Below are 25390 nucleotides of genomic sequence, written 5' to 3' on the forward strand. Positions count from 1 at the left end.
GCCGTACATATTCAATAGAAGATGGAGAAGACATGGATTTAGGACTCAAAGGTAAGGTTGCTTTGGTAATGGCATCGAGCCGTGGTTTAGGTCAGGCAATGGCCGTATCGCTTGCGCGTGAAGGCGTAAAAGTAGCGGTGACCGGTCGCAATGCAGAAGGCCTAAAAAAGTCTGTGGAGCTGATTGAGGCTGCCGGTGGCAAGGCGTTGGCCTTGAGCTGGGATTTATCTGATGCCTCTGTGATCGACGCTCTTGTGACAAAGGTGGAAATCGAATTAGGTCCCATTGATATCTTGATTAACAATACTGGCGGACCGCCACCAACGCCTGCCGCAGGTCAAGATCCCGCTTTATGGCAAAAAAGTTTTAACGATATGGTGTTGTCTCTTATCGCCATTACTGATCGCGTGCTGCCAGGTATGCGTCAACGTAAGTGGGGGCGCATTATTACTAGCACAACATCAGGCGCAATTGCTCCGATTAAAAATCTGGCGATTTCTAATACATTGCGCGCAGCCTTGCTTGCGTGGTCTAAAACTCTGGCAACAGAAGTTGCTGCTGAAGGCATTACTGTAAACGTGATCATGCCAGGTCGTGTTGCTACTGATCGTCTGCGTCAATTGGACGAGGCGCGTGCTCAGCGTGAAAACGTTAGTTATGAGGCAGTAGTTCAGGCAAGCTTGAGGCAAATTCCAATGGGCCGCTATGGTGATCCAAAAGAATATGGTGATACTGCCGCATTCTTAGCCAGCCAGAATGCTTCTTTCATTACTGGTTCCGTGATACGAGTTGATGGTGGTCAGGTACAGGCGATCTAATCGTTGTGTTACTCAATTACTTTCGAGGTATTCAAAGAGAATTTAGATCGAGTGAGTTAGTGTGGCTTTTTGTCGCACTAACACTCTCTGTCACCGCTTTATCTAGCGTCGCATTTTTAGCCGATCGGATGCAGCGAGCATTTCAGTTTGATGCTCGTCAGCTTTTAGGCGCTGATCTACTCTTGGTTGGTGATCAGCCATTAGCAGAACGGTTTCTTGTTGAAGCTAAGGAGCGACAGCTTCAGCTTGCACAAACTATCGTTTTTCCAAGCATGGCAACCGTTGGGGTGCAAAGTAAGCTTGCCTCTTTAAAGGCGGTAAGCCCCGCTTACCCTCTACGGGGGCATCTCAAGGTCTCTCCCCAGGTGGATGCTCAGACTCCTTCCCCGGGTTCTGTATGGGTTGATCCTCCGATGTTGGCGAGTTTGAATGCTCGGGTGGGCGATCAAATGCGACTAGGGGACAAGCAATTCTTAATCGCTGGCGTACTCGAGCGTGAGTTAGATCGCGGTGCTGGTTTTATGAACTTTGCGCCACGTGTCATGATGTCGCTAGAGGATTTACCTTCTACAGGTCTGATCGGTCTGGGTAGTCGAGTAACTTACCGTTTGTTGTTGGCCGGAGACGATCAGTCTATTGCGTCTTATGAGCAATGGGTAAAGCAATATATCGAATCCGAAGGTCTGCGAGGTTTGCGTATCGAGACCTTAGAAAACGCCCAGCCAGTGATGCGTAAAACGCTGGAGAGGGCAGAGCGATTCCTTTCCCTAGTCGCCTTATTGACAGCCATGGTTGCGGCAGTTGCAATTGCCTTATCAACCCGCCGCTACGTCTTTAAGCAGGCTGATACCTGCGCTGTGATGAAATGTTTGGGCGCAAGTCAAAAGATGATTTTGCTGGCACAACTCAGAATACTACTGACTCTTACCGTTCTTTCTGCTCTTTTTGGCGCACTCATTGGCTACGTCGTTCAGGAATTATTGATGTGTATCTTGGGCAATTTGGTAATGGGGAACTTGCCAGATATCTCGCTTTGGCCTGTAGCTTGGAGCGTTTTATTGTCCCTTTCTTTGTTGATGGGTTTTGCTGGCCCTCCATTACTAAGTCTCATAACAATTTCTCCCATTCGCTTGGTTAGGAAAGAGCTGGGAACGATCAACATCAATGCCTTATGGGTGGCTATTTTTAGTATTGTGGCTTGCCTGGCTTTAATCGCCTTGGCTGCACGTGACTGGAAACTAGCTGCTTGGGTAAGTTTAAGTTTTGGTCTAGCGGTTGTGTTGTTTGCTGCTATTTCTTGGGGAGTATTACGCATCAGTAATGGTATTTTTTCTCGTTGGGGAGAACATAGTTTTGCCGTGCGCTTTGCATTGAAAACTCAAGCGCGTCGTGCAGGATTTGCGGTGATGCAAATTACCGCTTTAGGAATCGCATTAATGGCTTTATTAATGATCTTATTGCTTCGCCAAGATTTATTGGCTGCATGGCAGGGCAGTATTCCGCTTGATGCACCAAACCGATTCATGATTAACGTTCAGGAGGAGCAGAAGCAAGCAATTGCGAAATCTTTATCTGCCGCAGGCGTATCTCAACCTAGTTTTTATCCGATGGTACGTGCTCGTCTGATTGAGGTTAATGGAAAGTTAGTTAGTCCAGACGACTATGCTCAGGAGAATGCGCGTCGCTTAGTTGACCGCGAATTCAATCTTTCTTATACGGATCGATTACCAGAAGGAAATCGCGTGACTTCCGGCCAATGGATTGCAGGTGATGCGCCTCAAATTTCATTGGAGGCGGGGATCGCAAAAACCCTCAATCTTAAGCTGGGTGACTTGATGACATTTGAGGTAGCTGGTGAGAAAATTGTTGCTCCGATTACCTCATTGCGAAAGTTGGATTGGGGTTCTATGAGAGTGAATTTCTTTGTCATCATGCCTCCAGCGCAACTAAGTGGTATGCCGCAATCTTGGATTACTTCTTATTATCAAAATCCCACAATCGAAGGATTGGATCATCAGCTTTCTCAGTCCTATCCGAACCTCACTATTGTTGATGTTGCTGCGTCTCTTAAGCAGATTCAAGATGTTTTAGATCGCCTCTCTTCAGTTCTGGGATTGCTGTTTACTTTTACTATCGCAGCTGCAATGTTGGTTCTCATATCGGCTATTGCCGCTACGCAAGATGAGCGATTTAGAACTGCCGCGCTCTTGAAGGCGGTAGGGGCGTCACGTACTTTGCTGGGAAAAATTGCTATTGCTGAACTTTTAACCATTGGCTTGTTGGCCGGTGTCCTAGCTGGTTTAGCATCAGGCTTTGCTGCTTGGGCTCTTGGTCGTTTTGTGCTTGAAATTGAGTTCCATGCATTTATTGAAGCGCTCACGATGGGGGTGATGTTCGGTGTGTCAGCCTGTCTCTTGGCAGGCTATCGCTTTCAAAGAAGAATTCAGACGACTACTGCAATTGATTGTTTGCGTGAGGTCTAAAGCACTGTCTCATCGCCTTGAATTACGATAATGTGACGAGATTTTTAGGTAGCTCAACTAAGCGAGTACCGCCAAGACGATCGGGCAAACTTTGGCGTAACAATGGATTTACGCGATGAAGGTAAATGGTCAATGGCCAGAGAAATAGCGCAACAGTAAATAGCATTTCAATGATCTGCCATCTATGAAAATCTAGGAGCCACTGCAAAAGAATGCAGGGTACAAGCCATAGAGAAGCAAATACATAGCGCCATACTGCTTGTCGGCGAGTGAGGTTATAGCCGCCGGGACCAATCATGCGTACACGCCATGTTTGCATAGCTAATGTTTGCCCTGATTTTGTCCAATACCAAACAAAGTAGATACCAAGGACGGCATAGAGATACAAGAAAGTTAACCAGCTTGGCAATGAGACGCCAAACAAAATACCCAAACCTAAGTTGGGCAGAAGAAATGTAAAGGCCACTACACCCAGCAGAACAAGTTGTTCATAGAGTGCACAAGACACACGTCGCCAAAATTTCGGAGCGGGTAAGACGTTTAATTCTGCAGGAGTCATTGCAGATTAGGGGTTGCTTGAGCTGCTGTCCGAAGCGCCAGGTGCGGGCGTTTCAACTGCTGGTGTGCTTGGTGCGGCAGTTGGCGCTAGACTGGGTTTTTGCGTAATGGGATGTTGTTGCAAGGTTGGGGCGCTTGCGGCAGTAGGCTTTTTCTTATTCACCTCTGCTTGGGCAAGTTTCTTCTTTTGCTCGTCACTTAATTTTTGATAAGCGCTCCAGGCCTCTGCTTTTTTCTCAGCGGGGAATTTCAGGCTGCTTAAATAATTTTCGCGAGCAATGCGACGATCCCTTTGGGAGAGGTTGGACCAGCTTGCCATGCGTGACTGTAGGCGCTGTTGATCGACTTCGCTCATTTTGGGGTAGAGGTTAGCTACTTGAATCCACTTCTTACGGCTGTCGGGGAGCATGTAGTCCCAGTCGCTTTCGAGGGGCGCCAGAATCTTTTGTTGCTCTGGTTTTAAACCTTCCCAAGTGCCATCAGGCTTCTTCTCGGGAATTCCGGTGGTTTTGCCATGCGATCCAGAAGGAGTGGTTTGCGCCAAAGCCGATGCACTCTGAGTCAAGCAATATCCACCCAAGGCGAGTATCAGCAAGCTACTGAGGGCGAGTGAGGCGCTAATGGATCTCCAGATTTTTAGCATGCGTTATGCGGGGTCAGTATTTTTAAGAGGGAGCTTTGGATGAGTCCAAGCCATCTTTATCTGAGTCTGCGAGAGGGCCATTTTTTAGGAAACCCATAAAACCGCTATCTGCGTAAGCATCTGGTGGAACATCATCCGTTAGGAGGGCGGCATCAAGCTCGGCAATGTCGTTGATCCGAGATTCTTGCTGCCATTGAGCAATTCCAATCAGTCCAAAAACGAGAACGACTAAGGGTGCAACCCAGCTGAAGTTATCCCAAAGTGAGCGTGGCCCTGAAAACCAGTTTCCAGTGGAATTAGCCAATACATGCTGTTGAGCACGAATTTTTTCTGGTTTTTGAACCGAAAGCGCTTTTAAGCGAGCTGCATACAGGCGATCTTTGATGCCTGCAGGCAGGGATTTTGATCCGTGGCGGAGCAGGGCGGCAGTAGCTAGACCAAACTGGTCAACTTCTGTTGAGTCTAAAAGATCTTCATTCATGCGGTTCACAGCGTAATTCCTTTTAATTTCAATGCTTTAGCTAGAGCCTGGGTGGCTCTTGAGCAGTGGGTTTTGACGCTTCCCTCGCTACAACTCATAGCAAGGGCAGTTTCAGTAATGCTCAGCTCATCCCAATAACGCATCAGGAAGGCTTCTCGTTGACGGGCAGGCAATTTTGATATTTCTGACTCTAGCGCCTCTAAAAGTTGGCTCTTTTCGAGTTTTTGTGCCCCATCTTGGTGAATTTCGCTATCGTCAGGCGCAGAAAGTGACTCGAGAGGGTCAAAATCATCATTTTCATCTGATTTTTTACCCATGCTGGAAAAGAGGCTAACCCAAGTATTGCGAACTTTTTGGCGCCTAAACCAGTCATGAATGCGATTTTGCAAAATTCTAGTAAAAACGAGGGGGAGCTCCGCAGCAGGGCGGTCGCCGTATTTTTCGGCTAGCTTGATCATGGCATCTTGAACGATATCCAGAGCTGCATCGTCATCTCGCACAGCATAGACGGCTTGCTTAAAAGCGCGCTGCTCAACACTGCTGAGAAAATCAGATAGTTCTTGGGGGGAAGCCATTCAGCGAATTAGACCTGAATCAGATTGAATTCGTCTATTTTAGGGGATTACTATAGAATATAGGGCTTACTACCTAGAATCTCATTTACGAAGTGGTTTTTTCCGGTAGCAGCGCCGTTCGAACTCAGGCCACAAGCAGGAGACAGAACAGACCAAACAATTTTTTGCCGAAAATTGCAAAGGACGAAAGAAAATGAATACAAGCAGCGCCGAATTTTTAGCTACTAAAGCTAATCAAGACACAGCAAATATCAATACTGCAGCAGCCGCGCCTGAAATGATTGGTGCCGAGATGCTGGTTAGTGCATTGCACAAAGAAGGGGTCGAGTTCGTTTGGGGTTATCCCGGCGGATCGGTTCTCTTTATTTACGATGAAATTTTTAAGCAGGATAAGTTCGAGCATATCCTTGTTCGCCATGAGCAAGCAGCAGTTCATGCAGCCGATGGTTATGCACGCGCAACCGGTAAGGTTGGCGTTGCCCTAGTCACTTCGGGTCCTGGTGTAACTAATGCGGTTACTGGAATTGCTACTGCCTATACTGACTCGATCCCAATGGTGATCATTAGCGGTAATGTGCCAACATACGCAATTGGTGAAGATGCCTTCCAGGAAGCTGATACCGTTGGTATTACTCGTCCGGTCGTAAAGCACAACTTCTTGGTCAAGGATGTCAGAGACCTTCCCTTGGTGATCAAAAAAGCTTTCCATATTGCCCAGACAGGTCGCCCAGGTCCGGTGTTGATTGATATTCCTAAGGATGTATCAGCGGCCAAAGCCCCATTTGTTTATCCAGATGTTTTGGAGATGCGCTCCTATAACCCAGTCATCAAGGGCCATAGTGGGCAAATTCGTAAGGCGGTTTCCTTATTGCAGGAAGCGGAGCGTCCATACATCTATACCGGCGGTGGGGTTATCTTGGCTGATGCTGCGCCAGAGCTCAAAGAGTTTGCTGATTTACTGGGTTACCCCGTTACCAACACCTTGATGGGCTTGGGAGGTTTTCCGGGCACTAGTCCGCAGTTCTTAGGCATGTTGGGTATGCACGGAACATACGAGGCAAATATGGCGATGCAGCACAGTGATGTGTTGATTGCTATCGGTGCGCGTTTTGATGATCGCGTGATCGGCAATACATCGCACTTTGCAAGTCATCCGCGAAAGATTATTCACATTGATATCGATCCATCCGTCATCTCTAAGCGGGTAAAGGTGGATGTTCCGATTGTTGGCAATCTCAAAGAAGTACTGGTTGAGATGACCGCGCAGCTCAAAGCCGCTGGCCCACGCAAGAATGATGCCAAAGTGGCAGCATGGTGGGAGCAGATTAATGAGTGGCGTAAAAAAGATTGCTTGAAGTATGACGAAGCATCACAAATCGTGAAGCCTCAGTATGTCGTTCAGAAGTTATGGGAACTGACTGGTGGCGATGCGTTCATTTGCTCTGACGTTGGTCAGCATCAAATGTGGGCAGCGCAGTTCTATAAGTTCGATAAACCTCGTCGTTGGATTAACTCAGGCGGTCTGGGCACGATGGGTGTGGGCTTGCCATATGCGATGGGTATTAAAAAAGCATTCCCTGAGAAAGATGTATTCACCATTACTGGTGAAGGCTCTATTCAGATGTGTATTCAAGAGTTGTCCACTTGCAAGCAGTACGACACACCGGTAAAGATTGTTTCATTAAATAATCGCTACCTAGGTATGGTTCGCCAATGGCAAGAGTTGACCTATAACAAACGCTATTCCAGTTCCTACATGGACTCTTTGCCTGACTTCGTCAAGTTGGCTGAGGCCTATGGTCACGTCGGTATGCGTATTGAGAAGAAGTCTGATGTTGAGGGCGCTCTCAAAGAGGCAATTCGTTTAAAGGACCGTACAGTGTTTATGGACTTCCAGACAGACCCAGAAGAAAACGTTTGGCCTATGGTTCAAGCGGGCAAGGGTATTACTGAAATGCTTTTGGGTAGTGAGGATCTCTAATGCGACATATTATTTCTGTACTGATAGAGAACGAGCCAGGCGCCTTATCGCGTGTAGTGGGTTTATTTTCAGCGCGCGGTTACAACATTGATACTTTGAGTGTTGCCCCAACTGAAGATTCCTCTTTATCTCGCATGACTATCGTCACTTTTGGCTCTGATGATGTGATCGAGCAAATCACTAAACACTTAAATCGCTTGGTTGAAGTGGTGAAGGTTTTTGATTTAAGCGAAGGTCCGCACATTGAGCGCGAGCTCATGATGATTAAGGTTCGCGCTGTTGGTAAAGAGCGTGAAGAGCTTAAAAGAACAACAGATATCTTCCGTGGTCGCATCATTGATGTGACCGATAAGAGTTACACCATTGAATTAACGGGTGATGGTGCCAAATTAGACGCCTTTATTGATTCAATTGATCGCGCATCGATTCTAGAAACCGTCCGCTCGGGTGGTTCTGGTATTGGGCGCGGCGAGCGTATCTTGAAGGTTTAATTTTTTAACGAATTGCAGCATTAACTATATTTTCAACACAAGGAAAGAGCATGAAAGTTTTTTACGATAAAGACGCGGATTTGTCCCTCATTAAAGGCAAAAAAGTGACCATTATTGGTTACGGTTCACAGGGCCATGCGCACTCATTGAACCTTAAAGATTCAGGTGTGAACGTTACCGTTGGTTTGCGTAAAGACGGCGCCTCTTGGAGCAAGGCAGTTAATGCTGGCTTGACAGTAAAAGAAGTTGCTGAAGCGGTTAAGGATGCTGATGTCGTGATGATGCTCTTGCCTGACGAACAAATCGCTGATGTTTACAACAAAGAAGTTCACGGCAATATCAAGCAGGGTGCTGCATTGGCATTTGCTCATGGCTTTAACGTTCACTACGGTCAAGTTCAGCCACGCGCTGACTTAGACGTGATTATGATTGCTCCTAAGGCGCCAGGTCATACTGTGCGCGGTACATACGCGCAAGGTGGTGGTGTTCCTCATTTGATCGCTGTGTATCAAGATAAATCTGGTTCAGCCCGTGATGTTGCTTTGTCTTATGCAACAGCAAACGGTGGTGGTCGTGCTGGCATTATCGAAACAAACTTCCGCGAAGAAACTGAAACTGACTTGTTCGGTGAGCAGGCTGTTCTATGTGGTGGCGCAGTTGAGTTGATCAAAGCAGGTTTTGAAACTCTGGTTGAGGCTGGCTACGCTCCAGAGATGGCTTACTTCGAGTGCTTGCATGAGCTTAAGTTGATTGTTGACTTGATCTACGAAGGCGGTATCGCCAACATGAATTACTCTATCTCTAACAATGCCGAGTACGGTGAGTATGTGACTGGTCCACGTGTTGTAACTGAAGATACTAAGAACGCAATGCGTCAGTGCCTAAAAGACATTCAAACTGGTGAGTACGCTAAGAGCTTCATCTTGGAAAATAAAGCGGGTGCGCCTACTTTGATTTCTCGTCGTCGCTTGAATGCTGAGCATGATATCGAGGTAGTTGGTGCGAAATTGCGTGCCATGATGCCTTGGATTGCGAAGAACAAGTTAGTTGACCAGACTAAGAATTAAGTAATAACTTGGTAATTAGAGGTTAGAAATTAATAGCAGTAACTAAAAAGGCTCAGAACAAAGATGATGTATCCACACCCCATTATTGCGAAAGAAGGTTGGCCGTATTTAGCATTGGTGGGGGCGGTAACTTTGCTAGTCCACTACCTTGGTGGTATTGCATGGTCATGGCCCTTGTGGATTATCTTTATCTTTGTTCTGCAGTTCTTCCGCGACCCGCAGCGCATTGCTGCCTTAGGTCGTGATTTGGTTTTATCTCCAGCCGATGGTCGGATCGTTGTGGTGGAAAAAGCGAATGACCCTTATGCGGGTCGTGAGGCTTTGAAGATTAGTGTGTTTATGAACGTATTTAATGTTCATTCCAACCGGAGCGCGGTCAACGGCTTGGTTAAAGAGATTCAGTACTTCCCCGGTAAGTTTGTGAATGCTGATTTAGATAAGGCATCTACAGAGAACGAGCGTAACGCTGTTGTGATTGATGCCAACGGCCAGATTGTGACTCTAGTTCAGGTGGCCGGCTTAATTGCGCGCCGCATTCTTTGCTATATCCATGTTGGCGATAGGTTGAAGGCGGGTGAGCGTTACGGCTTTATTCGTTTTGGTTCTCGTGTGGATGTATATTTACCGTTAACAGCTGAGCCACTAGTCAGCGTTGGCGATAAGGTCTTTGCAACAAATACTGCCTTAGCACGTTTACCTGGCTTAGATTAATTAGGTTTTATTACTGGGATATTCTTTGACTACATTTCGCCGTCGTGGCCGTATAGATCGCAGTCGCCTTTCTCATAAGCGTACTCAAGATGAGTGGGCTCAGGATTTGGGTGATGGGGTTGATTTTGAGGTAGATGAACTGCATGCGGACAAACCGCGTCAACGTAGTAAAGGCATCTACTTGCTTCCTAATGCGTTCACAACCGCCGCATTATTCTGCGGTTTCTTTGCCATTGTTAACGCGATGAATCACCAGTTTGAAATGGCGGCTATTGCCATCTTTGCATCCTTGGTTCTTGATGGTATGGATGGTCGAGTAGCTCGTATGACCAATACGCAAAGCGCTTTTGGTGAACAGTATGATTCTTTGGCTGATATGGTGTCATTTGGTGTAGCTCCAGCTTTGGTCGCTTATGAGTGGGCTTTAAAAGATTTGGGTAAGTGGGGCTGGTTGGCTGCTTTTACATACTGTGCTGGGGCGGCTTTGCGTTTAGCGCGCTTCAATGTCAATACTGGTGTTGTTGATAAAAAGTTCTTTCAGGGCTTGCCAAGTCCTGCTGCCGGATCATTAATGGCGGGTTTCATTTGGCTCGCTGATGACAATAAGATTCCGGTTCGAGACAGCGCTATTCCTTGGATCACCTTCTTTTTGGCTGTCTACGCCGGCTTGACAATGGTTTCTAACGCCCGCTTCTATAGTGGCAAAGCCTTGGATGTCCGTTATCGCGTGCCTTTTGGTGTAATGGTCTTGATGATTCTCACTTTTGTCTTGATTTCCTCAAATCCACCCTTGACCCTATTTGGTTTATTCGTGATTTACTCGATCTCGGGCTACGTGATTTGGGCATGGGAGCGTTTAAGCGGGCGTCGTTTTAGCTAAAACTGTATTTTTAGGTTATATTTAATCTATGTTGATGAATTTCTCACTTTTTTCTAACTTGCCTAGCGGAAAACTGCTACTAGCACTAAGCCTAAGGCTTGGGGCAGGTAAGGCCTGAGTTAATGAGATTAACGTAATTCATTAGCCACGACATACCAGCCCCAGCAATTTGCTGGGGTTTTTGTTTTTAGATTCGCAATTGAGTAGCAAACATAATTAAGCAATATTGAACCGGAGAGTAGTGATGAGCGACAAAGTAATCATTTTCGATACCACCTTGCGTGACGGTGAGCAATCCCCTGGCGCATCAATGACCAAAGATGAAAAGGTTCGCATTGCGCGTCAATTGGAGCGCCTTAAGGTCGATGTGATCGAGGCTGGTTTTGCTGCTAGCTCTGAGGGCGATTTCCAGGCTATCTCCGCCGTGGCTGCGGCGGTAAAGGATTCCATTGTTTGCTCACTCGCACGCGCTAACGATAAAGATATTACTCGCGCTGCCGATGCTTTAAAGGCTGCCAATGCAAAACGGATTCATGCATTCTTGGCAACTAGCCCGTTACATATGGCTGTGAAATTGCGCATGTCTCCAGAAGAGGTGTTGGAGCAGGCCAAGCGCTCCATTCGTTTTGCGAGGAACTTGGCTGAGGATATCGAGTTCTCAGCGGAAGATGGCTATCGCTCTGAGATGGACTTTTTGTGTAGAGTGGTTGAGGCGGTTATTAATGAGGGTGCAAGCACTATCAATATTCCCGATACCGTAGGGTATGCAACCCCAGAGTTATACGGCGAGTTCATCAAGACCCTGCGTACTCGAGTGCCGAACTCAGACAAAGCAATTTGGTCCGTGCACTGCCATAACGATTTGGGTATGGCTGTTGCCAATTCATTGGCTGGCGTGAAGATCGGTGGTGCTCGTCAAATCGAGTGCACGATTAATGGTTTGGGTGAGCGCGCTGGTAATACTGCTTTAGAAGAGATTGTGATGGCTTTGCGTACCCGTAAAGATTATTTTGATTTGGTGTGTGGCATCGATGCGACTCAGATTGTTCCTGCATCGAAGTTGGTTTCACAAATCACCGGTTTTGTAGTGCAACCTAATAAAGCAGTGGTCGGTGCCAATGCCTTTGCACATGCCTCCGGTATTCATCAGGATGGCATCTTAAAGAATCGTGAAACCTACGAAATCATGCGCGCAGAAGATGTGGGTTGGTCTACCAACAAGATTGTCTTGGGCAAATTGTCTGGTCGCAATGCATTTAAGCAACGCTTGCAAGAATTGGGTATTGCCATTGAAGCTGAGGCAGATTTGAATGAGGCCTTTGTGCGCTTCAAATCTTTGGCTGATCAGAAGGCGGAGATTTTTGATGAAGACATCATTGCAATCATGTCTGATTCAGCAACATCCGAAGAGGGTGAGTTTTATAAATTCATTTCTTTGAGTCAGCATTCTGAAACCGGTGAGCGTCCGAAATCCAAGGTAACTTTCCGCGTTGGTGATAAAGAGATGAGCTCAGAGGCCGAAGGCAACGGCCCGGTTGATGCGAGCTTAAATGCGATTGAAGAAATTGCAAAAAGTGGAGCAGAGCAGTTGCTGTATTCAGTAAATGCTATTACTTCTGGCACTCAGTCGCAGGGTGAGGTGACAGTACGCCTTGCAAAGGGTGGTCGAATTGTGAATGGTGTTGGAACTGATCCCGACATTATTGCCGCCTCGGCTAAGGCTTATTTATCTGCGTTGAATAAATTGCACGATCCTAGCCAAGCTAAGCTCAATGCGCAGATGACGCCTTAGGATTGTTGCGGCGACATCTGCGGTAAAGCTGCCTCAATAGAATTACTTATTAAGGTCAGTATTTTTATAGTACTTAGTACCCTTGCCAGTAATTTCAGCGGCAAGGCCTGAGTCTGTAAGTTGATACATGAGAACGCCCGGAGCCACCACAGCTGCATCTTGGTAGGCATCTCCATTATTTTCATATTTGGCTGCAGCTGTGACTTGGCCACCAAAAGTCCATCCGGAGTTCACGAAGTCATTTAAGGCGGCTTGTGTTTCAAAAACAAAGATATTTTGGAAGGATTTAATGCCAAAACCCAAGCCAGCTTGAACTTCGGCCATATTCATGTAAATAGGCTTTGCCCCATCTTTTTGGATGACTACGCCACTACCGGTTCCACCACCAGCAATCAAAATCTTCATGCCAAAGTTGCTAAAGGTCGCGTAGCCAACCGACCTTTCAATGAGTCCCTTTGCCTTAGGCTGTACTTGATAAAGGGTTTTTAGAGTGGCACTGCTTGTTTTGAGAATGTCTTCGCGTTGCTGGGCAACTGTTTTTTGGGTTCCAAATGGATTGGAAAATTGGGCGAAAGCCGTACCCTGAAGGAAAAAAATGCCTAAAAAAAGTGCAAATATAGGGCGAATGAGGGGGTTAATTTTCATAAGTTATTGATTTAATTGAATATTTTTATATTAAAGGTAGATCTACCCCTAGAGCATAGCAAGTTCTAGGGCTTGCCACCCCATTTTTTGGGTTCTCTCTGATACAATTCGAGGGCTTTGATTTTTAAAGCTTTTTTGTTTTATTTGATTAATAAGTGCACGACACAGATTGGGTGAAAGCTCAAGTGTTCGCAAGTAAGGAGTATGAAAATGGCAGTTGCTGATATTAAAACGGCGGAAATCGTCAAAGAAAACGCGCGCAGCGCAAACGATACGGGTAGCCCTGAAGTTCAAGTTTCATTGCTAACAGCCCGCATCAATGAATTAACCCCCCATTTCAAAGCTAACGCTAAAGATCATCACAGCCGTCGTGGTTTGTTGAAGATGGTTTCACGCCGTCGCCGCCTCTTGGATTATCTCAAGGGCAAGGATTTGGGTCGCTATCGCGCATTGATCGAGAAATTAGGTCTCCGTAAGTAATTCTTATCGGTATTGCAATGCCATCTTTCTTAAGGTTGTTTCGTAACAGAATCAGTCTTAAGCAGATGGCATGTTTTTTGAGCGCTTCAAGATTATTTGTGTAGGGGATCGTGTCATTCCAATGAGTTTCTGAGTTGATTAACTCAGTGCCTCCCTGGAATGGCATCCCTTGTGATCTTTAAACGCTCCAGTGTTGTCGTGACACTGCTTTATCCCACGACAAGCGTACTACCCATGTGGGTTTTGCGTGAACAATTTGGAGAAGATCAGAATGACGATGTTTAAAAAAGCAGTAAAAACGTTTCAATGGGGCAACCATCAAGTCACTATGGAAACTGGCGAGATCGCTCGCCAATCTGGTGGTGCCGTTATCGTTAATGTGGATGACACAGTAGTAATGGGCACGGTAGTGGCCTCTAAATCAGCTAAGCCGGGCCAGTCGTTTTTCCCGTTGACTGTTGATTACCTCGAAAAAACTTACGCAGCAGGAAAAATTCCTGGTGGCTTCTTTCGTCGCGAAGGTCGTCCATCAGAAGGCGAGACATTGATCTCCCGTTTGATCGATCGTCCATTGCGCCCATTGTTCCCAGAGGGCTTCTTGAACGAAGTTCAGGTGGTAGTGCATGTCTTATCTATTAACCCTGACGTTCCTGCAGATATTCCTGCGCTGATCGCAGCCTCAGCAGCTTTGGCTGTCTCAGGTATTCCATTTGCCGGCCCAGTTGGCGCAGCGCGCGTTGGCTATGCTAACGGTCAATATCTTTTGAACCCAACTCGTACAGAGCAAGCTACTAGCGAAATGGATTTGATTGTTGCTGGTACGCAAGCTGCTGTTTTGATGGTTGAGTCAGAAGCCAATCAGTTGTCTGAAGAAGTGATGTTGGGTGCAGTTGTATATGGCCATGAGCAAATGCAAACTGCGATCAACGCAATCAATGATTTAGTTCGCGAAGCTGGCAAGCCAGAGTGGGATTGGACTGCCGCTCCTAAAGATGAGCCATTTATTGCTAAGGTCACCGCATTGGCAGAGGCGCCGTTACGCGAGGCTTATCAGATTCGTCAAAAAGGCGCGCGTTCTGACAAGCTCAAAGAAATCTCTAAAGAAGTATTGGCCAAGTTGTCTGAAGAGGGTGATGTAGATACGGTTGCCGTTAGTGACATCATGTTTGAAATTGAAGCGAAGATTGTTCGTAGCCAGATTTTGAATGGTGAGCCTCGTATTGATGGTCGCGATACACGCACTGTTCGTCCAATTGAAATTCGCAATGGCGTATTGCCACGCACACATGGTTCAGCATTGTTTACTCGTGGTGAAACGCAGGCTCTCGTTGTGGCCACGTTGGGTACTGCACGCGATGAGCAGATCATTGACGCACTCGAAGGTGAGTACCGTGATCGTTTTATGTTCCACTACAACATGCCTCCATTTGCTACAGGCGAAACTGGCCGCGTAGGTAGTCCTAAGCGTCGTGAAATTGGTCACGGCCGTTTGGCTAAGCGCGCATTGATTCCAGTATTGCCAAGCGCTGAAGATTTTGCATACAGTATTCGTGTTGTTTCAGAAATCACTGAATCCAATGGTTCCTCATCTATGGCTTCCGTTTGCGGTGGCTGTTTGGCCATGATGGATGCTGGTGTTCCAGTTAAGGCGCACGTTGCAGGTGTTGCAATGGGCTTGATTTTGGATGGCAATCGTTTTGCTGTATTGACAGATATCTTGGGTGATGAAGATCACTTGGGCGATATGGACTTTAAAGTAGCTGGTACTGCTAACGGTATTACTGCCTTGCAGATGGACATTAAAGTTCAAGGTATTACTAAAGAAATTATGCAAGTTGCATTGGCCCAAGCTAAAGAAGGCCGTTTGCACATTTTGAGCAAGATGCAAGAAGCAATGGGTTCAGTTCGCACTGAATTGTCTGCGCATGCTCCACGTATGGTTTCTTTCAAGATCCATCCAGACAAGATTCGCGAAGTAATTGGTAAGGGCGGCGCAACAATTCAAGCCTTGACTAAAGAAACTGGTTGCAGCATCGACATTAAAGATGACGGCACTGTAACGATTGCTTCTACTTCCGCGGAAGGTATGGCCGAAGCAAAAGCGCGCATCGAAGGTATCACTGCCGAAGCTGAAGTAGGCAAGATCTACGAAGGCCCAGTAGTGAAGTTGCTCGAGTTCGGTGCTTTGGTAAATATTCTTCCAGGTAAAGATGGCCTCTTGCATATCTCCGAAATTTCTAATGAGCGTGTAAAAGAAGTGAAAGACTATTTGGCGGAAGGCCAAGTGGTTCGCGTGAAGTTGCTGGCTGCTGATGAGCGTGGTCGTTTGCGTTTATCTCTCAAAGCTGCAATGGCGGATGAAGGTGGCACGATTGCTCCTTTGGCTGGTGCATCCACAGTAGCCGAAACGCCTGCTGAGGCTGCTCCTGCATCCGGTGAAACTGCTTAAGTTATTTATTAAGACACTGAGTTAGCGAGTGGAGTTCATATGCGCGTAATGGAGATTAAAGAATTTGGCGCACCAGAAATGTTGGTGGTCGCCACTCGTCCTGATCCGGTAGCTCCTGCTGCTGGAACGGGCGAGATTTTGATCAAGGTGATTGCTGCGGGCATTAATCGCCCAGACGTATTACAACGTAAAGGCCATTACCCAGTTCCTGCGGGCGCATCTGATATTCCCGGCCTTGAGGTTGCTGGTGAAATTATTGGTGGCGATTTAACGCATGCCGACAATCTCTTTGGTCTCAAAGTTGGCGATAAGATTTGTGCGCTTGTACAAGGGGGTGGTTACGCGGAATTGTGTACCGCTCCGATAGCGCAATGTTTGCCTTACCCAAAGGGGTTTACCGATCAAGAAGCGGCTTCATTGCCGGAAACCTTCTATACCGTATGGAGCAATGTCTTCATGCGCGGTGAATTATCTGAGGGCGAGACTTTATTGGTACAAGGTGGCTCTAGCGGTATTGGTGTGACTGCCATTTTGATTGCAAAAGCTTTGGGTCATAAAGTATTTGTGACTGCCGGCACTGATGAGAAGTGTGCTGCCTGTGTTGCTTTAGGCGCTGACCTAGCTATTAACTACAAGACACAAGATTTTGTAGAAGAGGTGAAGAAGGCTACTGATGGCAAAGGCGTTAACGTCATCTTAGATATGGTTACTGGCTCCTATGTGCAAAAAGAAATTGACTGCTTGGCTGATGATGGACGCATTGTGATTATTGCAATCCAAGGCGGGTCAAAGGCAGAGGTCAGTACCAATCAAATTTTGCGTCGTCGCTTGACTATTACTGGCTCAACTTTGCGTCCTCGCCCAGTTTCTTTCAAAAAGCAGATTACACAGCAATTACATGCTCATATTTGGCCGTTGCTCGATGCCGGCAAATTAAGGCCGGTGATTTATAAAACATTTACTTTAGATCAGGCTGCAGATGCTCATCGACTAATGGAGTCGTCTGAGCATGTTGGCAAGATTGTGTTAACTGTTTAATTATTGAATTTGATTTAATGCGTCCACTCACGGTTATTGGCAATTGGAAAATGAACGGCAGTCTTGCTGGTAATGCAGGCTGGGTTAAGACCGTTTGCCGAGGAATGGAGCAGGGTATGCCTGCGGGACGAAAGTTTGCCGTGTGTGTTCCAACCCCTTATTTAGCTCAGTGCGGTAAGTTGATTGAAGATTGTTCTCTCGCTTTTTTAAGTTGGGGCGCGCAGGATGCTTCAGCGCATGTTTCCGGCGCCTATACCGGCGAAGTGGCAGCATCGATGCTGAAAGAGTTAGGTTGCACCTATGTGATTGTTGGGCATTCTGAGAGACGTCAATACCATCACGAGACCGATGAGCAAATTGCCGAGAAGGCTCTGCAGGTTTTAGATAGCGGTATGACGCCAGTAATTTGCGTTGGAGAGTCTGCTGATGAGCGAAATTCTGGTCGTGCAACAGAAGTTGTGCGTGGTCAGATCTCAAAGCAGGTGATGGTGCTTCAGGATCGCTTGGCCGATTGCCTGATTGCTTATGAGCCAGTTTGGGCTATTGGCACGGGTAAGGTGGCTAGCGCCCAGATTGCGCAGGACATGCACCGCGCAATTCGTTTGCAGCTGGCTGAGTTTGATGAAGATGTAGCATCCCATGTGGGAATTTTGTATGGCGGTAGTGTCAAGCCCGATAATGCCGTTGAATTGTTTGCAATGCCGGATATTGATGGTGGATTGATTGGGGGTGCTTCTCTAGACCCGCAGGATTTTCTTTCTATCTGTCAGGCCTAGATTTTTTATTTGGAGATAAGCCATGGAATGGTTTAAGACTTTATTGATTGTTTTGCAGGTAATTTCAGCTTTAGCTGTGATCTTGCTAGTGTTGCTTCAGCAGGGTAAGGGTGCCGATATGGGCGCAGCTTTCGGCTCAGGGTCTTCAGGTAGCCTATTTGGCGCCAGTGGTTCAGCTAACTTCCTTTCGCATACAACTGCTATTTTTGCAGCGGTGTTTTTTATCTGCACCTTGGGTATTACCTGGATTGGCAATAAAAAAGAAGTTAGTCCCGGTGTTTTGTCTGGCACAGTAGCCCCTGTTGTTGCTCCTGCAGCAACTCCAGTCGCTCCAGTTCAGGATCCTACAAAGCCAGCGGTTCCAAAGTAAAAGTCGCCTTTAAAGCATCTCTGCCACACATTTTGGGGTAGTTTGCTGGTGCAATGCAGTAGAATTAACAAGTTTTACAAGATGCCGACGTGGTGAAATTGGTAGACACGCTATCTTGAGGGGGTAGTGGCTTAGGCTGTGCGAGTTCGAGTCTCGCCGTCGGCACCAAATTGTAGAATTTGTAGGGGTTTATGCGGTAAATCAAGGTTTTATGTACCGGAATAATTGATAATTTGTAGCTTCTTAGGACTTACCAGACGAACGACTTAGGGCCATTTTGAATCTCGCTAATTACTTTCCCGTTCTGCTTTTTATCCTTGTAGGTATTGGGGTTGGCTTAGTCCCCATGTTCCTCGGAAAGATTTTGGCTCCTTCGAAGCCAGATGCTGAAAAACTTTCTCCATATGAGTGCGGTTTTGAGGCATTCGAAGATGCGCGCATGAAATTCGATGTGCGTTACTACTTAATTGCCATCCTCTTTATTTTGTTTGATCTAGAAACCGCATTCCTATTCCCATGGGGTGTGGCTTTGCGTGATATCGGCTGGTTTGGCTACGCTTCCATGGTGATTTTTCTTTTGGAGTTCATCGTGGGCTTTGTGTACATCTGGAAAAAGGGCGCTCTCGACTGGGAGTGATCGATATGGCATTAGAAGGCGTACTTAAAGAAGGATTTGTTACTACTACTGCGGATCAGTTAATTAACTGGACGCGTAATGGTTCTTTGTGGCCAATGACATTTGGCCTTGCTTGCTGCGCTGTGGAAATGATGCACGCTGGCGCTTCCCGCTATGATTTGGATCGTTTTGGCGTAGTCTTCCGCCCATCCCCACGTCAGTCAGATCTCATGATTGTTGCTGGGACTCTTTGCAATAAGATGGCGCCAGCTTTGCGTAAGGTTTATGACCAAATGCCGGAGCCACGTTGGGTAATTTCCATGGGTTCATGTGCCAATGGCGGTGGTTATTACCATAATTCGTATTCAGTAGTTCGCGGGTGTGACCGCATCGTGCCGGTGGACATTTATGTGCCTGGCTGTCCTCCAACTGCAGAAGCGTTGATTTATGGAATCATCCAGTTGCAATCCAAGATCGCTCGCACCAGCACGATTGCGCGGAAGGCTTAAAGCATGTCAGATCGTTTAGTTCAACTCGCCGCCAATCTGGAAAAAGTTTTAGGTAAGCGTGCGCAGTCTATTGAAATCGCTTTGGGTGAGGTAACCGTTGTTGTCAGTGCCGATACCTATTTTGAATCCGCCATGTTATTACGTGATGATCCATCTTTAGCTTTTGAGCAATTGATTGATTTATGTGGCGTGGATTATCAAGACTTTCGTGATGGGCAGTGGGGTGGTCAGCGTTTTGGTGTTGTGACCCACCTCTTATCTTTGGCGCACAATTGGCGTTTGCGTGTACGTGTATTTGCTCCTGAAGATTCATATCCGGTTGTTGCGTCACTTACCCCTGTATGGGCTGCGGCCAATTGGTTTGAGCGTGAAGCATTTGATCTTTACGGCATCTTGTTTGATGGCCATGAAGACTTGCGCCGCATCTTGACTGACTATGGCTTTATTGGTCACCCATTTAGAAAAGATTTCCCCATTTCTGGCAATGTAGAAATGCGTTATGACCCAGAGTTAAAGCGTGTGGTGTATCAGCCTGTCACGATTGAGGCGCGTGAAATCACGCCACGTATCGTGCGTGAAGAGCAGTACGGAGGCCCGGTTTAAGTCATGGCACAAATTAAGAACTACACCCTCAATTTTGGCCCTCAGCATCCTGCGGCACATGGCGTATTGCGTCTAGTGCTTGAGTTGGATGGCGAGGTTATTCAGCGTGCTGACCCCCATATTGGCTTATTACATCGTGCTACTGAAAAATTAGCAGAGACGCGTACTTGGATTCAAAATGTTCCTTACATGGATCGTTTGGACTATGTGTCGATGATGTCAAACGAGCATGCTTACGTGATGGCAATTGAAAAATTGCTTCAAGTTGATGTGCCACTTCGCGCTCAATACATTCGCGTGATGTTTGATGAGTTAACACGCTTGTTAAACCATCTGTTGTGGATTGGTTGCCACGGCTTAGACGTTGGCGCTATGGCGGTCTTCTTATATGCCTTCCGTGATCGTGAAGATATTTTTGATATGTACGAAGCGGTATCTGGTGCTCGTATGCATGCTGCTTACTATCGCCCAGGTGGCGTATACCGTGATTTGCCAACGCAAATGGCGCAGTACACAAAGTCTAAGATTCGTAGCGCCTCTGCTATCAAGCGTTTGAATGAAAACCGTAGCGGCACTTTGCTTGATTTCATTGAGCAGTTCTCCAGTGGCTTTGATGCCAATGTAGATGAATATTGCAACCTGTTAACCGATAACCGTATTTGGAAGCAGCGCCTGGTTGGTATTGGTGTTGTCTCGCCTGAGCGTGCTTTGCAGCTCGGTTTTACTGGTCCAATGCTGCGTGGTTCCGGCATAGAGTGGGACTTGCGTAAAAAGCAACCTTACGAAACTTACGACAAACTCGACTTTGATATTCCAGTAGGCGTGAATGGCGATTCTTATGATCGTTATTTAGTTCGTATGGAAGAGATGCGTCAATCCAATCGCATCATCAAGCAGTGCGTAGCTTGGCTCAAAGCTAACGATGGCCCTGTTATGAGTGACAACCACAAAGTGTCTCCGCCAAAACGCGTAGATATGAAAACCAATATGGAAGAGTTGATTCATCACTTCAAACTCTTTACCGAAGGTATTCATGTTCCTGATGGCGAGGCTTACTCTGCGGTCGAGCACCCCAAAGGTGAGTTTGGCATTTACCTCATCTCTGATGGTGCTAATAAGCCATATCGTATGAAGATTCGTGCGCCAGGATTTGTACACTTATCCGCTATGGATGAGATGTCACGCGGCCATATGTTGGCTGATGCTGTAACCATTATTGGTACCCAAGATATCGTGTTCGGGGAGATTGACCGCTAATCAAGCGCGCCAAGGATTAATTCATGACAACAACTCTTCAACTATCCGATAAAACGCTCGCAGACATTGCGCGCAATGTCGCGAAATATCCTCCAGAGCAAAAGCAGTCTGCTGTGATGGCCTCCTTGATTGCTGCGCAAACCGAAGTAGGCTGGGTTTCACCAGAAGTCATTGAAACCGTTGCTCAAATTCTTGGAATGCCAACGATTGCCGTTGAGGAGGTGGCTACGTTCTACAACATGTATGACACTAAGCCGATTGGTAAATATAAGTTGGTGATTTGCACTAATTTGCCATGTCAGTTAACTCATGGTGAAACAGCTGCTACCTATTTAAAAGAAACGCTCGGCATTGGTTATAACGAGACAACGCCCTGCGGTACTTTTACCCTGAAAGAGGGGGAGTGCATGGGTGCTTGCGGCGATTCTCCAGTGATGTTGGTGAACAACAAGCGTATGTGTAGCTTTATGAGTAAAGAAAAGATTGATGCTCTGTTGAACGAGCTTCGTGCAGAAGGGAAAGTGGCATGACCAGTTTGCACGATAGACACATTAAGCCTTTAATTCTTGCGGGACTCAATGGCGAGAACTGGCGTCTAAAAGATTACGAAAGCCGTGGCGGATATCAGCAGCTACGTCGCATCATTAATGACAAGATTGCGCCTGATGCCATCATTGCGGAACTAAAGGCATCGTCATTGCGTGGCCGTGGAGGCGCAGGCTTTCCAACGGGATTGAAATGGAGCTTTATGCCTCGTCAGTTCCCGGGACAAAAATATTTAGTTTGTAATAGCGATGAAGGTGAGCCGGGTACTTTTAAAGACCGCGACATCATGCGCTACAACCCGCATGCCTTAATTGAGGGCATGATAATTGGTGCCTACACAATGGGCATCACGACAGGTTACAACTATATCCACGGAGAAATCTGGGAGGTTTATTCTCGCTTTGAGGAGGCTCTTGAGGAAGCGCGTGCTGCCGGCTATCTTGGTGACAAGATCATGGGAAGTGATTTCAACTTCCAGTTGCACGCTGCTCCAGGTTGGGGTGCCTATATCTGTGGTGAAGAAACTGCTTTGCTGGAGTCGCTTGAAGGCAAAAAGGGTCAGCCACGCTTTAAGCCGCCATTCCCAGCAAGTTTTGGTTTGTACGGCAAGCCAACTACGATCAACAACACTGAAACTTTTGCAGCTGTGCCATTCATCATGGCTATTGGCGGTCAAGCATATTTGGAATTAGGTAAGCCCAATAATGGCGGTACTAAGATTTTCTCTATATCTGGCGATGTGACTTATCCAGGCAACTACGAGATTCCTCTTGGTACACCATTTGCCGATTTGCTCAAGCTTGCTGGCGGCATGCGTGATGGAGTTGCGTTGAAGGCAGTTATTCCTGGCGGATCTTCTTCTCCAGTTATTCCTGGTGCCGAAATGATGACTCTCACGATGGATTACGACAGCATTGCAAAGGCTGGATCAATGCTGGGTTCCGGCGCGGTGATCGTGATGAACGAGACTCGCTGCATGGTGCGCGCATTAGAGCGTCTGTCCTATTTCTACCATGAAGAGTCATGTGGTCAATGTACCCCCTGTCGTGAGGGTACCGGTTGGTTGTGGCGAATTGTTCATCGCATTGAGCATGGCCAAGGTCGCCCAGAAGATTTGGATTTGTTAAACGATGTAGCGGCAAATATTCAAGGTCGCACAATTTGTGCCTTGGGTGATGCTGCTGCTATGCCAGTTCGTGGCATGTTGAAGCATTACATGGATGAATTTGCGTATCACGTAGAACACAAGCGCTGCTTAGATTCTGCGAAACCTTTATAAGACATTGAGCACGGGACATCTTAAAGTGAGCATGGTTGAAATCGAATTAGATGGTAAGGCAGTAGAAGTTCCGCAAGGTTCGATGGTGATGCACGCCGCGAACAAGCTCGGCACTTACATTCCTCACTTTTGCTATCACAAGAAATTATCTATCGCCGCCAATTGCCGTATGTGCTTGGTGGAGGTGGAGAAGGCTCCTAAACCATTGCCAGCTTGCGCCACACCAGTGACGCAGGGTATGAAGGTGTTTACCCATTCTGCTAAAGCAGTAGATGCTCAGCGTTCAGTGATGGAATTCCTTCTCATTAATCATCCTTTAGATTGCCCGATTTGTGATCAAGGTGGTGAGTGTCAGTTGCAGGATTTAGCGGTTGGTTATGGCAAGTCAAATTCACGCTACGAAGAAGAGAAACGTGTTGTTTTCCATAAGAATGTAGGCCCGCTCATCTCTATGCAAGAGATGTCTCGTTGTATCCATTGCACGCGTTGCGTACGCTTTGGCCAAGAAGTGGCTGGGGTAATGGAATTGGGTATGGTTAATCGCGGTGAGCACTCTGAAATTACTACATTCTTAGGTCAAACCATTGATTCAGAATTATCTGGAAACATGATTGATCTTTGCCCAGTGGGTGCATTGACAAGTAAGCCTTTCCGCTACGCAGCTCGTACCTGGGAGCTTGGCCGTAAACGTTCAGTCAGTCCACATGACAGTCTTGGTGCAAACACTACCGTTCAAACTAAAGCAAACAAAGTGATGCGAGTCGTTGCTTTGGAGAACGAGGCGATCAACGAATGCTGGATTAGTGATCGTGATCGTTTCGCCTATGAGGGTCTCAATAGTGCAGATCGTGTAACAACACCAATGGTAAAGCAGGGTGGTCAGTGGCTTGAGACCGACTGGGAATCCGCAATGGATTACGTAGCCCGCTCATTAAAAACAATCTCCTCTGAAAGTGGTCCTGACTCTGTTGGTGCTTTAGCGCATCCGATCTCGAGTACTGAAGAATTGCATTTACTGCAAAAAATAATTCGTGGCTTAGGATCTAAACAGGTTGAAACTCGTTTGCGTCAAACGGATATCACCGGTGCGGCACCCGCACCATGGTTGGGTATGCCGATTGCCAAATTAAGCGAGCTCGATCGCGCCTTGGTCATTGGAAGTTTCTTGCGCAAGGATCAGCCGCTTGTGGCTGCTCGTTTACGTACCGCTATTAAGCGCGGTTTACAAGTGTCGCGTATTGATGCTGGTGGCGATGATTGGTTAATTCCTGCCGCCGCAAGCATTTCTGTTGCTCCGAGTGCTTGGGTTAATGCTTTGAGTGAAGTGGCTGGCGCAGTTGCTAAAGCCAAATCTTCCACATTACCCGCAGGAGTTTCTGTATCCAATATTTCTCCGGCAGCGCAAGCGATTGCTGACAGCCTACTGTCCGGTGCAACCAGCGCTGTATTGATTGGCTCAGCAGCGCAAGCCCATCCATCCGCTTCCAGTCTGCATGCATTGGCACAATTTATTGCCGCTCAAACTGGCGCCACTCTTGGTTTCTTGCCGGTTGGTGGTAATGCTGTTGGTGCCAGCTTGGTTAATGCTAATGGTGTGGGTGTTGATTCTGTCTTGTCTGGCGAGCGTCGTGCTGTTCTCTTGATGAACATCGAGCCAGATGCAGATTTACCAAATCCTGAGCAAGCTCGTGCTGCCTTGGCTAAAGCGAGCACCGTGATTGCCTTGAGCGCATATCAGAGCGCAGATATTCTTGAACTTGCTGATGTCATTCTTCCAATTGCAAGCTATACAGAAACCGTTTCTACTTTTGTAAACGCAGAAGGTAGAACTCAAACTATTCAACCATCGGTTAAGCCCCTTGGCGACTCGCGCCCAGCATGGAAAGTATTGCGTGTATTAGGCGGTCTATTAAATCTGGATGGTTTCCTATTCAATATGCCTGAAGAGGTTTTGGGCGAGGCTTTGCCAGAAGACTATTGCAAGCTTTTGAACAATCAATGTTCAGCAAGCATAACTACTGCGCCGGTTACTAGCGGCTTGGAGCGTTTATCCGATGTCAATATTTATGGTGGCGATCAGATTGTGCGTCGCTCACCTGCTTTGCAATTGACCCGTGACGCTAAGCGTGGCAATCAAGCGGGTCTTGGTCAAAAGCTCTATGCCGAGTTAGGGCTAAAAGAGGGCGATGTAGTTCGAGTAACTCAGGGCGGCCAATCAATCGACTTGCCTGCGTTATTAGAGTCGAATTTAGCTGACGGTACCGTCAGAATTTCTGCGGGAACTGCGGCAAGCGCAAAATTGGGATCGATGTTTGGTCCTATAACTATTAGCAAGGCATAAG

General features: G+C 47.0%; 25 protein-coding genes and 1 tRNA gene. 21 read left to right on the forward strand and 5 right to left on the reverse strand.

What is annotated here, in order from left to right:
- Positions 1 to 32: 32 nt before the first annotated feature.
- Positions 33 to 818, forward strand: a complete 786-nt coding sequence (locus AOB49_RS04130; RefSeq protein ID WP_062308342.1) for an SDR family oxidoreductase — start codon at positions 33 to 35, stop codon at positions 816 to 818.
- A gap of 59 nt (positions 819 to 877) precedes the next feature.
- Positions 878 to 3301: an ABC transporter permease gene (locus tag AOB49_RS04135; protein ID WP_245640612.1), complete on the forward strand. Its 2424-nt coding sequence runs from the start codon at positions 878 to 880 to the stop codon at positions 3299 to 3301.
- A 22-nt stretch (positions 3302 to 3323) separates the two neighbouring features.
- Here the strand turns inward: AOB49_RS04135 and AOB49_RS04140 are convergent, their stop codons facing one another.
- The 4 genes from AOB49_RS04140 to AOB49_RS04155 are packed head-to-tail and all read right to left on the reverse strand — an operon-like array spanning position 3324 to position 5558.
- A complete protein-coding gene (locus AOB49_RS04140) occupies positions 3324 to 3860 on the reverse strand; it encodes an RDD family protein (RefSeq protein ID WP_062308348.1) in 537 nt (178 codons plus the stop codon).
- Between the two features lie 6 nt (positions 3861 to 3866).
- Positions 3867 to 4502, reverse strand: coding sequence for a DUF3106 domain-containing protein (locus AOB49_RS04145; RefSeq protein ID WP_062308351.1), 636 nt, complete (start codon positions 4500 to 4502; stop codon positions 3867 to 3869).
- 22 nt (positions 4503 to 4524) lie between these two features.
- On the reverse strand, positions 4525 to 4983 hold the full coding sequence (locus tag AOB49_RS04150) for a DUF3619 family protein (protein ID WP_216634642.1): 459 nt from the start codon (positions 4981 to 4983) through the stop codon (positions 4525 to 4527).
- Positions 4984 to 4988: 5 nt separating this feature from the next.
- Positions 4989 to 5558 carry an RNA polymerase sigma factor gene (locus AOB49_RS04155; RefSeq protein ID WP_062308356.1) on the reverse strand — a complete coding sequence of 190 codons (570 nt, stop codon included), beginning with the start codon at positions 5556 to 5558 and terminating at the stop codon, positions 4989 to 4991.
- Positions 5559 to 5751: 193 nt separating this feature from the next.
- Between AOB49_RS04155 and AOB49_RS04160 the strand changes: the two genes are divergently transcribed.
- From AOB49_RS04160 to AOB49_RS04185, 6 genes are all read left to right on the forward strand, one after another.
- Positions 5752 to 7539 carry an acetolactate synthase 3 catalytic subunit gene (locus AOB49_RS04160; protein ID WP_062308359.1) on the forward strand — a complete coding sequence of 596 codons (1788 nt, stop codon included), beginning with the start codon at positions 5752 to 5754 and terminating at the stop codon, positions 7537 to 7539.
- Positions 7539 to 8030 carry an acetolactate synthase small subunit gene (gene ilvN, locus AOB49_RS04165; RefSeq protein ID WP_062308360.1) on the forward strand — a complete coding sequence of 164 codons (492 nt, stop codon included), beginning with the start codon at positions 7539 to 7541 and terminating at the stop codon, positions 8028 to 8030. The genes AOB49_RS04160 and ilvN overlap by 1 nt, the downstream gene beginning before the upstream one ends.
- Positions 8031 to 8080: 50 nt before the next feature.
- Positions 8081 to 9097: a ketol-acid reductoisomerase gene (ilvC, locus tag AOB49_RS04170; protein ID WP_062308363.1), complete on the forward strand. Its 1017-nt coding sequence runs from the start codon at positions 8081 to 8083 to the stop codon at positions 9095 to 9097.
- Positions 9098 to 9160: 63 nt separating this feature from the next.
- Positions 9161 to 9808, forward strand: a complete 648-nt coding sequence (locus tag AOB49_RS04175; RefSeq protein WP_062308366.1) for a phosphatidylserine decarboxylase — start codon at positions 9161 to 9163, stop codon at positions 9806 to 9808.
- A 25-nt stretch (positions 9809 to 9833) separates the two neighbouring features.
- Positions 9834 to 10688 carry a CDP-diacylglycerol--serine O-phosphatidyltransferase gene (gene pssA, locus AOB49_RS04180; RefSeq protein WP_156471332.1) on the forward strand — a complete coding sequence of 285 codons (855 nt, stop codon included), beginning with the start codon at positions 9834 to 9836 and terminating at the stop codon, positions 10686 to 10688.
- 244 nt (positions 10689 to 10932) lie between these two features.
- On the forward strand, positions 10933 to 12480 hold the full coding sequence (locus AOB49_RS04185) for a 2-isopropylmalate synthase (RefSeq protein ID WP_062308369.1): 1548 nt from the start codon (positions 10933 to 10935) through the stop codon (positions 12478 to 12480).
- A 42-nt stretch (positions 12481 to 12522) separates the two neighbouring features.
- On the opposite strand, the gene AOB49_RS04190 is transcribed toward AOB49_RS04185, so the two are convergent.
- Positions 12523 to 13125, reverse strand: coding sequence for a lipid-binding SYLF domain-containing protein (locus AOB49_RS04190; RefSeq protein WP_062308373.1), 603 nt, complete (start codon positions 13123 to 13125; stop codon positions 12523 to 12525).
- 210 nt (positions 13126 to 13335) lie between these two features.
- On the opposite strand from AOB49_RS04190, the gene rpsO reads away from it, so the two are divergent.
- The 13 genes from rpsO to nuoG all read left to right on the forward strand — a co-directional run bounded on the left by rpsO (position 13336) and on the right by nuoG (position 25389).
- Positions 13336 to 13605, forward strand: a complete 270-nt coding sequence (rpsO, locus tag AOB49_RS04195) for a 30S ribosomal protein S15 (RefSeq protein WP_015420915.1) — start codon at positions 13336 to 13338, stop codon at positions 13603 to 13605.
- A gap of 271 nt (positions 13606 to 13876) precedes the next feature.
- The gene (gene pnp, locus AOB49_RS04200; RefSeq protein ID WP_062308376.1) at positions 13877 to 16054 is read left to right on the forward strand and encodes a polyribonucleotide nucleotidyltransferase; all 2178 of its coding nucleotides are present in this window, start codon (positions 13877 to 13879) and stop codon (positions 16052 to 16054) included.
- A gap of 39 nt (positions 16055 to 16093) precedes the next feature.
- A complete protein-coding gene (locus AOB49_RS04205; RefSeq protein WP_062308379.1) occupies positions 16094 to 17092 on the forward strand; it encodes an NAD(P)H-quinone oxidoreductase in 999 nt (332 codons plus the stop codon).
- A 17-nt stretch (positions 17093 to 17109) separates the two neighbouring features.
- Positions 17110 to 17868, forward strand: coding sequence for a triose-phosphate isomerase (gene tpiA, locus AOB49_RS04210; RefSeq protein WP_062308380.1), 759 nt, complete (start codon positions 17110 to 17112; stop codon positions 17866 to 17868).
- Between the two features lie 22 nt (positions 17869 to 17890).
- Positions 17891 to 18238: a preprotein translocase subunit SecG gene (gene secG / locus AOB49_RS04215; protein ID WP_062308383.1), complete on the forward strand. Its 348-nt coding sequence runs from the start codon at positions 17891 to 17893 to the stop codon at positions 18236 to 18238.
- A gap of 83 nt (positions 18239 to 18321) precedes the next feature.
- Positions 18322 to 18406, forward strand: a tRNA-Leu gene (locus AOB49_RS04220).
- A gap of 109 nt (positions 18407 to 18515) precedes the next feature.
- Positions 18516 to 18875 (forward strand): NADH-quinone oxidoreductase subunit A, encoded by a 360-nt coding sequence (locus AOB49_RS04225; RefSeq protein ID WP_011902892.1) that lies wholly within the window; start codon positions 18516 to 18518, stop codon positions 18873 to 18875.
- Positions 18876 to 18880: 5 nt separating this feature from the next.
- Positions 18881 to 19363, forward strand: a complete 483-nt coding sequence (locus AOB49_RS04230) for a NuoB/complex I 20 kDa subunit family protein (protein WP_011902891.1) — start codon at positions 18881 to 18883, stop codon at positions 19361 to 19363.
- A 3-nt stretch (positions 19364 to 19366) separates the two neighbouring features.
- Positions 19367 to 19966, forward strand: coding sequence for an NADH-quinone oxidoreductase subunit C (locus tag AOB49_RS04235; protein ID WP_062308385.1), 600 nt, complete (start codon positions 19367 to 19369; stop codon positions 19964 to 19966).
- Between the two features lie 3 nt (positions 19967 to 19969).
- Entirely contained in the window at positions 19970 to 21223 is a 1254-nt protein-coding gene (locus tag AOB49_RS04240) for an NADH-quinone oxidoreductase subunit D (RefSeq protein ID WP_062308387.1), read from the forward strand.
- 23 nt (positions 21224 to 21246) lie between these two features.
- On the forward strand, positions 21247 to 21753 hold the full coding sequence (gene nuoE / locus AOB49_RS04245; protein ID WP_062308389.1) for an NADH-quinone oxidoreductase subunit NuoE: 507 nt from the start codon (positions 21247 to 21249) through the stop codon (positions 21751 to 21753).
- Positions 21750 to 23048, forward strand: a complete 1299-nt coding sequence (nuoF, locus tag AOB49_RS04250) for an NADH-quinone oxidoreductase subunit NuoF (protein ID WP_062308393.1) — start codon at positions 21750 to 21752, stop codon at positions 23046 to 23048. The genes nuoE and nuoF overlap by 4 nt, the downstream gene beginning before the upstream one ends.
- Positions 23049 to 23079: 31 nt before the next feature.
- The gene (gene nuoG, locus AOB49_RS04255; RefSeq protein ID WP_062308396.1) at positions 23080 to 25389 is read left to right on the forward strand and encodes an NADH-quinone oxidoreductase subunit NuoG; all 2310 of its coding nucleotides are present in this window, start codon (positions 23080 to 23082) and stop codon (positions 25387 to 25389) included.
- Position 25390 lies beyond the last annotated feature (1 nt).

This window comes from Polynucleobacter sinensis (assembly GCF_001595985.1).
Lineage (GTDB): Bacteria > Pseudomonadota > Gammaproteobacteria > Burkholderiales > Burkholderiaceae > Polynucleobacter > Polynucleobacter sinensis.

What these genes read in the sequence shown, in the direction of transcription:
- AOB49_RS04130 (WP_062308342.1), top strand. Translation starts at nt 33, where the DNA reads ATGGATTTAGGACTCAAAGGTAAGGTTGCTTTGGTAATGGCATCGAGC.
- AOB49_RS04140 (WP_062308348.1), bottom strand. Translation starts at nt 3,860, where the DNA reads ATGACTCCTGCAGAATTAAACGTCTTACCCGCTCCGAAATTTTGGCGA.
- AOB49_RS04145 (WP_062308351.1), bottom strand. Translation starts at nt 4,502, where the DNA reads ATGCTAAAAATCTGGAGATCCATTAGCGCCTCACTCGCCCTCAGTAGC.
- AOB49_RS04150 (WP_216634642.1), bottom strand. Translation starts at nt 4,983, where the DNA reads ATGAATGAAGATCTTTTAGACTCAACAGAAGTTGACCAGTTTGGTCTA.
- AOB49_RS04155 (WP_062308356.1), bottom strand. Translation starts at nt 5,558, where the DNA reads ATGGCTTCCCCCCAAGAACTATCTGATTTTCTCAGCAGTGTTGAGCAG.
- AOB49_RS04160 (WP_062308359.1), top strand. Translation starts at nt 5,752, where the DNA reads ATGAATACAAGCAGCGCCGAATTTTTAGCTACTAAAGCTAATCAAGAC.
- ilvN (WP_062308360.1), top strand. Translation starts at nt 7,539, where the DNA reads ATGCGACATATTATTTCTGTACTGATAGAGAACGAGCCAGGCGCCTTA.
- ilvC (WP_062308363.1), top strand. Translation starts at nt 8,081, where the DNA reads ATGAAAGTTTTTTACGATAAAGACGCGGATTTGTCCCTCATTAAAGGC.
- AOB49_RS04175 (WP_062308366.1), top strand. Translation starts at nt 9,161, where the DNA reads ATGATGTATCCACACCCCATTATTGCGAAAGAAGGTTGGCCGTATTTA.
- AOB49_RS04185 (WP_062308369.1), top strand. Translation starts at nt 10,933, where the DNA reads ATGAGCGACAAAGTAATCATTTTCGATACCACCTTGCGTGACGGTGAG.
- AOB49_RS04190 (WP_062308373.1), bottom strand. Translation starts at nt 13,125, where the DNA reads ATGAAAATTAACCCCCTCATTCGCCCTATATTTGCACTTTTTTTAGGC.
- rpsO (WP_015420915.1), top strand. Translation starts at nt 13,336, where the DNA reads ATGGCAGTTGCTGATATTAAAACGGCGGAAATCGTCAAAGAAAACGCG.
- pnp (WP_062308376.1), top strand. Translation starts at nt 13,877, where the DNA reads ATGACGATGTTTAAAAAAGCAGTAAAAACGTTTCAATGGGGCAACCAT.
- AOB49_RS04205 (WP_062308379.1), top strand. Translation starts at nt 16,094, where the DNA reads ATGCGCGTAATGGAGATTAAAGAATTTGGCGCACCAGAAATGTTGGTG.
- tpiA (WP_062308380.1), top strand. Translation starts at nt 17,110, where the DNA reads ATGCGTCCACTCACGGTTATTGGCAATTGGAAAATGAACGGCAGTCTT.
- secG (WP_062308383.1), top strand. Translation starts at nt 17,891, where the DNA reads ATGGAATGGTTTAAGACTTTATTGATTGTTTTGCAGGTAATTTCAGCT.
- AOB49_RS04230 (WP_011902891.1), top strand. Translation starts at nt 18,881, where the DNA reads ATGGCATTAGAAGGCGTACTTAAAGAAGGATTTGTTACTACTACTGCG.
- AOB49_RS04235 (WP_062308385.1), top strand. Translation starts at nt 19,367, where the DNA reads ATGTCAGATCGTTTAGTTCAACTCGCCGCCAATCTGGAAAAAGTTTTA.
- AOB49_RS04240 (WP_062308387.1), top strand. Translation starts at nt 19,970, where the DNA reads ATGGCACAAATTAAGAACTACACCCTCAATTTTGGCCCTCAGCATCCT.
- nuoE (WP_062308389.1), top strand. Translation starts at nt 21,247, where the DNA reads ATGACAACAACTCTTCAACTATCCGATAAAACGCTCGCAGACATTGCG.
- nuoF (WP_062308393.1), top strand. Translation starts at nt 21,750, where the DNA reads ATGACCAGTTTGCACGATAGACACATTAAGCCTTTAATTCTTGCGGGA.
- nuoG (WP_062308396.1), top strand. Translation starts at nt 23,080, where the DNA reads ATGGTTGAAATCGAATTAGATGGTAAGGCAGTAGAAGTTCCGCAAGGT.